Genomic DNA, 12,492 nt, shown 5'->3' on the forward strand with positions numbered 1-12,492 from the left:
GAATGTGTTATACAATTCGGGAAAATTATGGTAAGATTCTCCTATTCCTCCTCATTCTCCAGGCGGTAAATTATCTTTTTCATTTGCGCGATCTCCCTTTTCTGAGCTTCTATAATTTCTTCAGCCAGTTTTTTAGTTTCAGGGTCATCAATATCTGCGCGTTTACTGGTCAAAATTGCGATCGAGTGGTGAGGGATCATCGCTTTCATATACAAAACATCCCCAATAACAGGCCGCTGCGCTCTAACTAAACCTAATGCCGATACGAATAAGACAAGGCTACCCAGATAAATAGCAATATTCTTCTTCTTGTTCTTATACATTTTGAGCATAAGAGAAAGCATGATCACCGCCATCGCTGAAATACCAAGACAAGTCATATAAAACCGGGTCATACTAAAATAAACATGATCCCATTCATAGGTATTCATGTACATTGTAATATACATAGCCACAAAGGACAAACCGAGCATTAACAAGAACCTGCCGTAATTGCTGCCACTCATTTTATGCTGTTTTTTATCTTCTGAATTCATCTTATTTTGGTTTTTGATTGGTTTAGCTTTTTTATTTTTTAATCGTCTTTTCTACAGAACCACAATCTGGCATCTTATCACCGAAATACGGATTGTTTATTTCTTCAATATCTGCATACCAATAAGCTCCTTTATTATCAAATGCCATTGGACAGAACTTTTTATAAATAGTACCACCAGATAATGCATCTTCAAACATAGGTCCCGCTTTTTCTGTAAATATTGCGAACAATTCCCTTTGTCTTTCCAGGTCCCCGGTTTCAGACATTTGCTGGGCTATAGCTTTCATCTCGGCGCGCTCTGCCGAAAATGAGGCGATCATACTTTCAGCCACATCCTGTACCTCGTCTGCATCTGCATTGGTTAAGGCCATTTTAATCTCCAGATAGTTATGCCATATTTTCCCTGTCATACCATCAATAAAATGCTGGTCGGCAATATCCGGGGTTTCTTTTGCTGCTTCTTTAACTTCTTCGGGAGTATTAATTTCCACGCTTTGTTGTTTTTCCTTGTCCTGACAGGAGTGCAGCAGGATCAAACCGAAACAAAGCATCATTAATTTTAAATAAGCTTTCATGAGTTTATGGTTTAAAAATTTAGTCTTATACTAAGTTCGGAAAAAGCCAAGGCAAAGACTCATAAAAGAATCGTAAAACCCAATATTCATCGGGTTTTTCAAAGACAGTCTCAATTTCTAAAAAAGGAAAGAACAAGAACCTATAGTTCGTCAAGCGGTGTACGCTTATTTTCCTTTACCTGCTTAAAATGCGTGGGAGTCAATCCAGTGACTTTTTTGAACTGTTTGCTCAAATGGGAAACGCTGGAATAATGCAGTTGATGGGCGATTTGGCTTAGAGAAAGCTCATCATAGACCAAAAGTTCTTTGACTTTTTCGATCTTTTGAGTAATAACGTATTGTTCAATGGTCACCCCCTGAACTTCCGAAAACAATTTGCTGAGGGCCGAATAATCCTGGTGAAACTTTTCAGAAAGATATTCCGAAAATGTCATTTTTGGAAGATCATCAGAATTATGGATCAATTCCACAACTGTAGTTTTTATGCTCTCAATGAGCCGGGTCTTTTTATCGTCAATAAGTTCGAACCCCAATTTATTAAATCGCTCATTTAGAAGCTTTTTTTCTTGGGGAGTTAATTCCCTTTCTATCTCGGCCATACCCAGTTGAACTGTAACAGGATGAAGCCCGAACTGTTCCAGTTCAGACCTCACCATCATATTACAGCGGTTACAAACCATATTTTTAATAAAAAGCTTCACTTGCTACTATTTGATAGTATCACGAACGCTTCCACACTTCAACATCTTGTCACCGTAGTACGGGTTACGGATCTCTTCTGAAGATGACAACCAGTAGGCTCCTTTTCCATCGAAGGCCATTGGACAATACTGCTTGTAAACTTCTCCTGAAGATAATTCTCCTACTAGCATATTTTCCATGGCTGCAGAAAGGTCCTGGAAAGTCGTTCTCTGCACATTGATATCATCTGTTTGGGCAATAGTTTGAGCTGCATTTAAAGCTTCTTCATTACCACCTGCATTTTGAAGTGCTTCGGTCATCATTTGGGCTCCGCTCTTTGCTTCTTCAGCATTAGTGTTCACTAAAGCGGTCTTGACGTGCATATAGTGATTGTAGACAACCTCCATGTTCTGGTCGTTAAAAGCCAGATCACCCTGGGTACCATCATCAAGGTTCGTGCTCATATTATCCATATCGTGAACCTCGGTCTCTTCCATATGCATCTCGTTTTGCATTGGCATCGCACCATCTTCCACTTCACTTTCTTTTTTTGTCTCTCCGCATGAAGCAAGTAAAAATGCTCCAGCAAGAGCCATAATTGTCATTTTTGTTCTTTTCATTTTTCTGTTGTTTATAATTATTGATTATTGAATTTGTTCTACAATTTCGCCACAAGTGAGCATGGCATCCCCATAGTAAGGATTCCTTATTTCGGCCACATCGCTCAGCCAGTACGCACCTTTATCTGAATTTGCCATAGGACAATAATCCACATAAATAGTTTTATCTCCTGTTCCAAAGGCGGCTACAGTTTTGATGAGGGCTTCAGAAAGATAAACAAAATTCTCCCTTTGCTTTTTCAGATCAGTTGTGTTGAGTCCTTCTTCGGAATGCTGCAACAGGAACTTCTTCTTCTCCTGCCAAAAAGATTCTGCTTCCCCCGCCATTCCTGTTGCTTTTATTTGCTGAAGGGTATTGGCAACCTGTTTTGTAAACTTAAGACTTTCCTCTGCCTGTCCCTCTACAAGCGCATCTTTTAGCTGAAGATAATCTCTCACCAGCCTGTCAAGTTGCTGCTGAAATTCTTTGGAAGCCTGCGCCCTGTAGTCATAACCGCTATCCTGCAGATACTGCCTTACATCGACCTGTGCTGCGGCTGAAGTTGCCGTTGCCGGGTTCATCATACTTGGTTTTCCTGCAAGTTGGGCCGCAGCATCTACGGTGAAAGTTCCGTTTACGACGATCTCTTCTCCCACAGCCAGTCCCTCCTGAATCACGTACGAAGATCCCAGGAGTTGTCCCAGCACCACCTCTCTCATCACAAAGAGAGGATTATCTGCAGTGCCTTCGTTCACATAGACGATACTGCGCTTCCCGGTCCACAGTACTGCCGACCGCGGAATAGTCAATCCTGAAACTGCTTTATCATCACCACCTCCCGTCACTACCCCCGAGACAAACATCTCCGGTTTTAGACTTTGATCAATATTAGAAACCTCTACCCTTGCAGTAGCCACCCTTGTTTGGCGGTCTATTATGGGATCTATAAAGTTAATAGTCCCCGTAAAAGTTTCTCCCGGGATAGAAGCTACAGTAAATTCTACTGTGTCTCCCACATCGACCATCCCTAAAGTCCTCTCATAAAGGTCAAAAAGAACCCACATTTTTGACAGGTCGGCAATCTGGTATAGCGGCATTCCACGCTCCACATAATCTCCTACCTCCACTAATTTTTCGGTCACCACCCCGTTCACATCGGCGGTGATGGTAAAGCGATCTGTGGCTTTTCCGCTTTCAAGGATCCGGTTGATCTGGTTTTCACCAATCCGCCAGTTTCTCAGCTTTTGTTTTGCGGCTTCAAAAAGTTCAGGTTGCGACTCACGAATAGCATAGGCCTGTAAAAGTTCTTCCTGGGCGGTAACAAGTTCGGGAGAATAGACCACAGCCAGGGCTTGCCCCCTGCGGACTTCCTCGCCGGTAAAATTGACCAGCAGCCTTTCGATCCTTCCCGGCACGTGAGTGCTCTGGGTATAGGAGATCCTTTCGTCAACCACCACTTTTCCGTTAAGTTCTATCTCCCTTTCTGCAGATGTGCTACCAACTTCCTGCGTCTGGATATTGGCGAGTTTCATGGCGTACTCGGTCATTTGCACAGCATCGGGATTTTCCATGGCGTCTGAGCTTTCCAGCGGAATAAGATCCATTCCGCAAATTGGACATTTCCCCGGCTCGGTTGCCCGAATCTGTGGGTGCATGGAACAGGTCCAAACAGTTTCCTGCGCGACTTCTGCACTGTGGTCATGAATTTCGGCATCGTCGCTGCCGCCAAAGAAAAGCCAGCCAAGCAGGATCCCTGCCACCAGTGTACCGGCTATGATGAGTATATTTTTATTTCTGCCTGTCATAATCTAAAGTTTTACCCGATAAATAATCGATTTTTGCCAGTGCGGTGAGATAATTGGCCTCTGCCCCTGCCACCGCCAGCTGATATTTTAAAAGTTCCTGCCTAACCCGCAACACCTCCTCAAAATCTGAAGCTGCATTTCGGTAAGAGGAAAGCAACAAATTGAGTACCTGTTCTGAACTTTCCACCTGCCGCCTGTAAAGCTGCAACATTGCCTGCGCCTCCCGGACTTCAAAAAGGGCTGCCTCCAGTTCTGCTGAAAGTTGATTTTTCAATCCTTCTTTTCGCTGCTCATAACTCTCGGCCAAAAATGCCGCCTGTTTTCTGGCCGCTTTGTACTTCCCGCGGAAGATGGGCAGGCTCACAGTAAGCATAGGCATAATGGCATCGCGGCCATTGTCTTCAACTGCCATATCCATTCTCTCCCCAACGATCACATAATCCAGTCCCAGCCCAACATTCGGCATTCCTTCCTTTTTCGCCAGTTCTTCGCGGGCCCGGGCCGATGCTGCCATATTCTCCAGTCCCTCCAGCTGAGGGTTGTTTTCAACTAAGGTGTCAAAAATTGTATCTTCAGGAAGTATTTCTACCTCATCCGGAACTACTACTGCTTCAGATTTTTCACGATACAGTAAGGCATTGAACTGCGCGAGCAGCACATCCTTTCTGAGCCGGATCACTTCCAAACCTGTAATAGATTCATTCCGCATGATGTCTGCCTGTAAAACATCAGACAATGCTCCGCTTCCTGCACTTACGCGTGAAAGCGCAAGGTCCTTATAGTTCTGAAGTATGTCGAGATTTTCTTGTTGATACTGCAGCTGTTGCTCAAGCTCGTAAAGTTCATAGTATTTAGTACTCACCTGCAACAAGATCTCATTGCGGGTTTCCAGGAAAGCCTGGAATTTTGCTTCGGCCATTAAAGTTGCCACATTCTCCCGTGCCTCAAGAGTTCCAAACCAGGGGAACATCTGCATGACGGAAAAACGGGCTTCCTGCGGCCCCAGTCGTGTCTCCACCATTTGACCAAAAGCCGAAACGGTGAGGGTGGGATCGGGCAGGCTCTTCACCTGCGGCGCTTCCTGCAGGGTGGCCTCAAATTCGGAATATGCTGCTTTGACCTGCGGATTATTTTCCGCAGAGATCAACAAGTAATCCTCCAGCGTCTGAGCCTCCATGCTTCCGAAGAGAAGAAAAAACAGACCTGTCAAAAAAGGTATTTTTAAAGCGTCTTTCATTCTGCTATAATTTTGTTTCTATTTTTTGTAACCACCGTCTCGCGCCATATGGCCTGCAATACCGGCACTACAAATATGGTCATGATCTGTATGACCATTCCTCCTACAATGGGAATTGCCATAGGCACCATAATATCTGCTCCTTTTCCGGTAGAAGTAAGTACCGGGAACAGGGCAATGATTGTCACTGCAGTGGTCATCATTGCAGGCCTTACCCTTTTTTTACCTGCTTCGAGAACGGCTGCCCTTACTTCGGGCACTGTTTGCGGGTCACGTTTCTCAAAAACCTGGTGAATGTATGTTCCCATAAGCACCCCGTCATCTGTTGCGATCCCAAAAAGGGCAATAAACCCGACCCATACGGCTACACTCAGGTTGATCGTGCCCATCTGGAACAAGTCGCGCATGTTCAATCCCGATATACTGAAGTCCATAAACCAGGGTTGCCCGTAAAGCCAGATCATGATGAATCCACCAGCAAAAGCCACAAATACCCCTGAAAAGTGGATCGTAGAGGCGATCACGGTTTTAAACTGGAAGTACAGTAACAGGAAGATGATGACCAGCGAAATTGGAATTACAATAGCCAGCCTTTTGACAGCCCGTACCTGATTCTCATAATTCCCTGAAAATTCAAAGCTCACCCCGGGCGGCACTACAAGTTCTCCTGTGGCAATTCTTTCGGCAATGAGCTCCTGCGCATCGTTCACCACGTTTACTTCGGCGAAATCTTCTTTTTTGTCAAAAAGCACATAACCCACCAAAAATGTATCCTCACTCTTGATCATTTGCGGACCTTTCACGTACCGCACCTCTACCAGCTGTCCCAACGGAATTTGCGCTCCAGTAGGTGTTGGCACCAGGATCTGCTCAATCTCCTCCGGCGAATTCCTAAGTTCTCGTGGATACCGCACCCGCACAGGATAACGCTCCCGGCCTTCAACTGTGGCTGTGATCTCCATCCCGCCGATTGCGGTTTCAATGGTTTGCTGCACTTTTTCAATGCTAAGGCCGTAACGGGCAATATTTTGCCTGTTGATATCGAGTTCAAGATATGGTTTACCAACAATACGATCTGCAAACACAGCTTCTTCTTTAACAGAAGGAACCTGTTTTAGGATCTCTTCAAGCTTAAATCCGAAAGCCTGAATGGTCTCCAGGTCTGGCCCGTAGACTTTGATCCCCATTGGAGCACGCATTCCGGTTTGCAGCATCACAAGCCTGGTTTCAATGGGCTGCAGTTTTGGAGCCGAAGTAATTCCGGGTAACCTGGTCGCGCTGACGATCTCGTCCCAAATATCATCAGGGCTGTTGATGTGATCTCTCCAGTTTCTGAAATATTCCCCGTCTTCATCGGGTATCAGGTCTTTAGTCGTTATATTCTGAAGGACGACTTCTTCATGAGGAAAGGCTTTCCCTGACTTCAGAATGAAATTTCCGTCATCATCTACCCTGAAGCGCTGCATTTCACCTTCCTCGTTCAGCATATATTCGGGTTTATAATTGATGACATTCTCGTACATGGAAATTGGAGCCGGATCTATCGCAGTCTCAGCCCTTCCCAGTTTCCCTACTGAAACCTCAACTTCCGGTATATTAGTGACCGCCATGTCCAGCTTTTGAAGCACTTCTTTACTGCCCTCTATTCCCAGGTGCGGCATTGCAGTAGGCATCAGTAAAAAGCTTCCTTCATTCAGCGTTGGCATAAATTCCTTACCTACGCCGGGGAATGCCTCGGAAGCACCTCCCCAGGCTGCAGTTTCCCTTAATTCCCAGCCAACTTCTTCTGCGCCGTCACCAATGAATCCGAAAATTTTAGGGAATCCCTGCCAGATCAATACTCCGATAAGAATTGTAATTACCGGAAGCATTAAAAATGACCTCTTGTTTTCCAGGCACCAGTTCAGGATAGGCTCATAGAACCTTACTACAGCCAGCAGTGCTGCGAGAGTGATCACCAGTAGGATGATCACAAAGAGGTAATTTTCAATGATAGAATTCCGTACTCCCAGTGGCATCCAGTGCGTAGTGAGGAAGAAAATAGTTACTGCAAGAATTATAAAAAGTGAGATCTCCCGGGTATATTTTCCAAGGAAGCCACGGCTTCTTGGTTCAAGCAACCTAAGAATTCCGATCACTGTTAAAGCTAGAGGCAACCACATCTTAAAAAGGAGCGCAAGTAGAATTCCGCCGCCAATAAGGCTATAGTTCCAGATGCGGTTGACCTTCTCCTTCTTCAGGCGGAATGAGAAGAAATAGTAAGACAGCATTGGTAGAACGATGATACCCAATAGAAAAGCAGCTACCAGGGCAAAAGTTTTGGTAAAGGCTAACGGAATAAAAAGTTTTCCTTCGGCATGTTCCATAAAGAATACCGGAAGGAAACTTACCACTGTTGTCGCAAGTGCCGTCGTTACCGCAGGGCCAACTTCTATTGTGGCAGTTCTTATGACCTCAAGAAGTTTTGACCCCCGGGCGTTTTTGTTTTCGGGAAATTCGAGATGGCGCAGTGTATTTTCCACAAAGACGATCCCCACATCTACCATGACCCCAATCGCAATAGCAATACCTGAAAGCGCCACCACATTGGCATCTATCCCAAAGTAGCGCATGGCGATGAAGGTCATGAGCACCGCAATGGGCAGCAGACTGGAAATAAGGATTGACGCACGTAAATTTAGCACCAGGATGATCACGACGATGATACTAATAAGGATCTCATCAGAAAGAGCACTTTCAAGAGTTCCAAGCGTCTCCTGGATCAACTGGGTGCGATCATAGAAAGGAACTACAGTTAATTTACTCACCGTTCCATCCTGCAACACCTTTGCAGGCATTCCCGGGGCAATCTCCTCTATTTTCTCTTTGACATTGTTGATCACCGCCAGCGGATTTGATCCGTAGCGTGCAACCACTACTCCTCCTGCAACCTCAGCACCTGCTTTGTCTAAAATTCCGCGTCTTTCGGCAGGACCCAGGGTTACAACCCCAACATCAGAAATAAGGATCGGCTTGTTCTCATTGACTGCGACCACAGTATTTTCAATATCTTCAAGGGATTCAATATAACCTAACCCGCGAACCAGATATTCCACCTTGTTGACCTCAATAGTCTTGGCACCAATATCACGGTTGGAATTTTTTACCGCCATCATCACGTCATCGATACCCACATTGAATGCCTTTAAAGCATCGGGATCAACATCCACCTGGTATTCACGCACAAATCCACCAACAGAAGCAACTTCAGAAACTCCTTCCACACCGCTCAAACCAAGCTTAACATAATAATCCTGCACCGATCTTATTTCATGCAGGTCCCAGCCGCCGGTAACATTTCCTGCGGTGTCCCTTCCTTCAAGGGTGTACCAGAAGACCTGGCCCAAAGCAGTAGCATCGGGTCCCAAAGTAGGTTGGGCATCTTCGGGCAAAAGTCCCGATTGAAGAGAGTTGATCTTTTCAAGGATCCTGGTACGGGACCAGTAGAATTCCACATCTTCATCAAAAATGATGTTGATGCTGGAGAATCCGAACATCGACGTACTACGAATAGACTCCACCCCCGGAATTCCGAGTAAGGCAGTGGTCAAGGGATAGGTGATCTGGTCCTCAATGTCCTGTGGCGATCTCCCCGGCCATTCGGTAAAGACGATCTGCTGATTTTCGCCCAGATCAGGGATTGCATCTACAGGCACGGGATCTCGAGGCAGGAGATCCAAATCCCAGTCGAAAGGGGAAGTAACAACTCCCCAGCCAATCATAAAGATGAGCAACAGGCTTGTCACCAGCCGGTTATAAAGGAAATAACTTATTATTTTAGAAAGCATTCTTTGATATTAAATTGATTAAATGTGAACAAACACAGGAACCCCGGCGCGCAGGGTCAAAAAATCAAATTAAATATCAAATAAGGAAAGTCTCGTCAAGCAAATGTATGTCATAGACGAGCAAGGGAGGTTTGTAATGGAAAAAAGGAGTTGAAGCCTGCGGCTCTCCTTCAAAAAGATTAGCATAAGACAAGGTGAAAGAAGACAGGAAAACCTGTTGATCTAGGTCAAGATCATCAAAAGAGATCTTTAATTCCTTTTGGCCTTCCACCAAAATCTTTTCTTCATCGCAGCATTCATCTTCAGCCGAAGTAGACATATCGCCATGCATTCCGCAGGTCTTAGCTTCAGAAAAAACCGCCTGATCTACAAGAATTTCACCGCAGAAATGCTTGTCTACCGTAAAAGATACGGTAGAGAACAGCACCAAAAATGCCATTATTAAAGATCCGGATTTTTGAAAAAGTCTTTTCACAGAACACAAAGGTATATATTTTTTAATTATCTGCAGCTAAGTACAAAAGTCTTCCATAATTATACAAGATCTGCTCTTTCCAGAAGATTGTGTCAGCTGCAAAAAAAGATAAAAAATTAGCAATTTTTTCACACCCTCAAGACATAACTTTATGACACTTAATCGTTTAAATGTTTAGGAGATGGAAAGTCAGAAAATTATTGCTGTAGTTGGAGCCACCGGGGCTCAGGGTGGTAGCCTGGTAAATGCGATTTTAAATGATCGGAAAAGCAATTTTAAGGTGCGAGCGATAACCCGAAACGCAAATTCAGAGAAATCGATGGAATTAAAACGGAAGGGTGCCGAAGTAGTTGAAGCAGATCTTGATGACCAGCAGAGTCTCGTTAAAGCCTTTGAGGGAGCTTACGGAGCTTTTTGTGTTACTTTCTTTTGGGAACATTTTTCACCCGAGAAGGAGAAACAACAGGCAAAAAATATGGCTGAAGCAGCAAAAGAGGCAGGCATTAAGCATGTGATATGGTCAACTCTTGAAGACACGAGAAAGTGGATTCCTTTAGATGATGACCGCATGCCAACCCTCATGAATTACTATAAAGTACCTCATCTGGACGCAAAAGGAGAATCAAATAAATATTTTGAAGACAGCGGGGTTCCCTACACCTTACTCCACACCTCTTTTTATTGGGATAATTTCATCAACTTCGGAATGGCTCCTCAAAAAGGCGCGGATGGGGAGCTTTACCTTACTTTTCCTATGGCCGATAAGAAACTCCCTGGTATTGCAGCAGAAGATATAGGTAAGAGTGCCTACGGAATTTTCAAGGCGGGAGATAAGTACATGAATAAAAGTGTGGGTATTGCCGGGGAACATCTTACCGGAGATCAAATGGCCACGACTTTTTCGGAAGTCTATGGAAAGAAGATCCGGTATAATGCTGTGGAACCTGCTGTCTATAGAACCTTTGATTTTCCCGGAGCAGATGATCTTGGAAATATGTTCCAGTTTAAAGCAGATTTTGAAGGAGAATATTGCAAAGCAAGAGACGTGGAAAATACCAGGAAGTTAGATCCTGAACTCCTTAGCTTTAAACAATGGTTGCAAAACAACCGTGAAAAGATGAAAGTTTAATCTTAATTGCGATCCAGTTTTTGATTTGCAGCAGCCTGCAACCTGTAATAATAAAAAGCCGGAAGCAAAATCAAAATGAGCAGTGGATGGGCCAAAAACCGCCGCACGTAAAAAGCGGCAAGGTAATCCTGTGGCTGCACGTGATGCATTAAGTAAACAAAAAGCGGAAAAAGCACTATAAAAAAGGTGAGATAAATAACTCCAGAGAATTTGATGATACCCCAACTTTGAAAGGCTACCCACAAGATCAAAAGAGAAACAAGAGTATTAAGGGAAAATCGCAAAAAGACATTAAAAAACATTTCAAAAGAAAAATCTATCGTTTCCCCGCTTTGATAAGCCTGTTCGAAAAAATACATAAAGGGATCGTAGAAAAATCTGTATTCATAAACTCTTATAAGCGCCAGCACCCCCACAAGTCCCAGGATGATAATGATCTTAACGACTCCTTTCATATTTAATTTCTTTACTGTAAATAATAATCCAGAGTAACCAAAGAAGGAAAACAACTCCATAGATCACCAACGGAAAAGCAATAGAGTGCAGGAAATGGGCATATTCGGGAAGTTCATATATCCCAATGGCCATAAAGGCAATTCTTAAGATATTTACCACATAAATAATTACGACTCCCGCCAGGGTGAAGAAAAAAGTAGTCTTTAATTTTCCCGAGAAAGCTAACATAAAAGATACAAAGAGGATAATAATACTGGCGGCATTACAACCTTCAATAATCCGAGCCACAAATTTACCGTTGACCATCAAGTGCATGTTGGTTTCGGGGTATCCCGGTGTTACTTGCGAATTATAGTTAAAAGCAGATACCACGGCTTCACTTTGGACCGCCACAAGGTGCGTAAGAAAATCGGGATAATATTCTCCCCAGTCAAAATTTTGCAGGTACAAATTGTACAGCAATGCTAACAGGAGATAGCCACCTAAAAAGGTGAAAATAAACCGTATTACCGGGGCGTATTTCTGAATAAGGCGGCGCAAATTGTGCTTATGGTTTCATCAAAAGTATTTATTTAAAATCAAAGGCTAAGCTGAATTTTTAAATACTTTTGCTCAAAAAAGTAAACAATGTCATTTGATAAATTAAGAAAAGAGACCGCAGATATTATTGCCAATGAAAAAGCTTCTGTAGAAGCTCGTCTTACCCAACTTTGTGAGTTGCTTAAAGCTGAAGTTAATTACTATACCTGGGTTGGTTTCTACTTTAAGAACGGCGATAAAAATGAATTGAAACTAGGACCTTTTGCAGGTGAACCTACAGATCATACCATCATTCCCTTCGGAAAAGGCATTTGCGGCCAGGTAGCTGTCTCCAACCAAAATTTTGTGGTACCCGATGTCAAAGCTCAGGACAATTATATCGCCTGCAGCATTCATGTTAAAGCAGAAATTGTTGTGCCTTTGTTCAAAAACGGTGAAAACATTGGTCAAATAGATATTGATTCCAATGTCGCAGATCCTTTTACTGAAGAAGATGAGCGCTTTTTGGAATATGTGAACGAAAAAGTAGCAGAGATACTGTAATTAATATGCTGAAACAAGTTTAGCATGACGCTAAAAAATAATTGGTGCCAAAAATGTCATTTTTGGCACCAATTGTTTTAGTTTCT

General features: G+C 43.6%; 12 protein-coding genes. 2 read left to right on the plus strand and 10 right to left on the minus strand.

The genetic code is table 11. The features are described from left to right. Positions 1-41 precede the first annotated feature (41 nt). The 8 genes from OU683_RS15730 to OU683_RS15765 all read right to left on the minus strand — a co-directional run bounded on the left by OU683_RS15730 (position 42) and on the right by OU683_RS15765 (position 9,738). Complete coding sequence (locus OU683_RS15730; RefSeq protein WP_228915895.1) at positions 42-536, minus strand: DUF305 domain-containing protein; 495 nt, start codon at positions 534-536, stop codon at positions 42-44. 31 nt (positions 537-567) lie between these two features. Next, on the minus strand, positions 568-1,113 hold the full coding sequence (locus OU683_RS15735) for a DUF3347 domain-containing protein (RefSeq protein ID WP_268140014.1): 546 nt from the start codon (positions 1,111-1,113) through the stop codon (positions 568-570). 140 nt (positions 1,114-1,253) lie between these two features. Then, positions 1,254-1,793, minus strand: coding sequence for a helix-turn-helix domain-containing protein (locus OU683_RS15740; RefSeq protein WP_268140087.1), 540 nt, complete (start codon positions 1,791-1,793; stop codon positions 1,254-1,256). A 27-nt stretch (positions 1,794-1,820) separates the two neighbouring features. Further along, positions 1,821-2,414, minus strand: coding sequence for a DUF3347 domain-containing protein (locus OU683_RS15745; protein ID WP_268140016.1), 594 nt, complete (start codon positions 2,412-2,414; stop codon positions 1,821-1,823). A 24-nt stretch (positions 2,415-2,438) separates the two neighbouring features. After that, complete coding sequence (locus tag OU683_RS15750; RefSeq protein ID WP_268140018.1) at positions 2,439-4,199, minus strand: efflux RND transporter periplasmic adaptor subunit; 1,761 nt, start codon at positions 4,197-4,199, stop codon at positions 2,439-2,441. After that, positions 4,183-5,436: a TolC family protein gene (locus OU683_RS15755; protein ID WP_268140020.1), complete on the minus strand. Its 1,254-nt coding sequence runs from the start codon at positions 5,434-5,436 to the stop codon at positions 4,183-4,185. Before OU683_RS15755 ends, OU683_RS15750 begins: the two co-directional genes overlap by 17 nt. Then, positions 5,433-9,263 carry an efflux RND transporter permease subunit gene (locus tag OU683_RS15760; RefSeq protein ID WP_268140022.1) on the minus strand — a complete coding sequence of 1,277 codons (3,831 nt, stop codon included), beginning with the start codon at positions 9,261-9,263 and terminating at the stop codon, positions 5,433-5,435. The genes OU683_RS15755 and OU683_RS15760 overlap by 4 nt, the downstream gene beginning before the upstream one ends. Positions 9,264-9,339: 76 nt before the next feature. Further along, entirely contained in the window at positions 9,340-9,738 is a 399-nt protein-coding gene (locus tag OU683_RS15765; protein WP_442800859.1) for an HYC_CC_PP family protein, read from the minus strand. 181 nt (positions 9,739-9,919) lie between these two features. On the opposite strand from OU683_RS15765, the gene OU683_RS15770 reads away from it, so the two are divergent. Further along, positions 9,920-10,867, plus strand: a complete 948-nt coding sequence (locus tag OU683_RS15770) for an NmrA/HSCARG family protein (protein ID WP_268140026.1) — start codon at positions 9,920-9,922, stop codon at positions 10,865-10,867. A gap of 2 nt (positions 10,868-10,869) precedes the next feature. Here OU683_RS15770 and OU683_RS15775 read toward each other — a convergent pair whose 3' ends face one another. After that, positions 10,870-11,322 (minus strand): exosortase F system-associated membrane protein, encoded by a 453-nt coding sequence (locus OU683_RS15775; RefSeq protein ID WP_268140028.1) that lies wholly within the window; start codon positions 11,320-11,322, stop codon positions 10,870-10,872. Continuing rightward, complete coding sequence (xrtF, locus tag OU683_RS15780) at positions 11,306-11,863, minus strand: exosortase family protein XrtF (protein ID WP_268140030.1); 558 nt, start codon at positions 11,861-11,863, stop codon at positions 11,306-11,308. The genes OU683_RS15775 and xrtF overlap by 17 nt, the downstream gene beginning before the upstream one ends. 87 nt (positions 11,864-11,950) lie before the next feature. On the opposite strand from xrtF, the gene OU683_RS15785 reads away from it, so the two are divergent. Continuing rightward, positions 11,951-12,406 carry a GAF domain-containing protein gene (locus OU683_RS15785; protein WP_268140033.1) on the plus strand — a complete coding sequence of 152 codons (456 nt, stop codon included), beginning with the start codon at positions 11,951-11,953 and terminating at the stop codon, positions 12,404-12,406. Positions 12,407-12,492 lie beyond the last annotated feature (86 nt).

Source organism: Salinimicrobium sp. TH3, from assembly GCF_026676115.1.
Classification (GTDB): Bacteria; Bacteroidota; Bacteroidia; order Flavobacteriales; family Flavobacteriaceae; genus Salinimicrobium.

Bases quoted from the DNA above. Each gene is read 5' to 3' on its own strand.
- OU683_RS15730 (WP_228915895.1), bottom strand. From the start codon at position 536: ATGAATTCAGAAGATAAAAAACAGCATAAAATGAGTGGCAGCAATTAC.
- OU683_RS15735 (WP_268140014.1), bottom strand. From the start codon at position 1,113: ATGAAAGCTTATTTAAAATTAATGATGCTTTGTTTCGGTTTGATCCTG.
- OU683_RS15740 (WP_268140087.1), bottom strand. From the start codon at position 1,793: ATGGTTTGTAACCGCTGTAATATGATGGTGAGGTCTGAACTGGAACAG.
- OU683_RS15745 (WP_268140016.1), bottom strand. From the start codon at position 2,414: ATGAAAAGAACAAAAATGACAATTATGGCTCTTGCTGGAGCATTTTTA.
- OU683_RS15750 (WP_268140018.1), bottom strand. From the start codon at position 4,199: ATGACAGGCAGAAATAAAAATATACTCATCATAGCCGGTACACTGGTG.
- OU683_RS15755 (WP_268140020.1), bottom strand. From the start codon at position 5,436: ATGAAAGACGCTTTAAAAATACCTTTTTTGACAGGTCTGTTTTTTCTT.
- OU683_RS15760 (WP_268140022.1), bottom strand. From the start codon at position 9,263: ATGCTTTCTAAAATAATAAGTTATTTCCTTTATAACCGGCTGGTGACA.
- OU683_RS15770 (WP_268140026.1), top strand. From the start codon at position 9,920: ATGGAAAGTCAGAAAATTATTGCTGTAGTTGGAGCCACCGGGGCTCAG.
- OU683_RS15775 (WP_268140028.1), bottom strand. From the start codon at position 11,322: ATGAAAGGAGTCGTTAAGATCATTATCATCCTGGGACTTGTGGGGGTG.
- OU683_RS15785 (WP_268140033.1), top strand. From the start codon at position 11,951: ATGTCATTTGATAAATTAAGAAAAGAGACCGCAGATATTATTGCCAAT.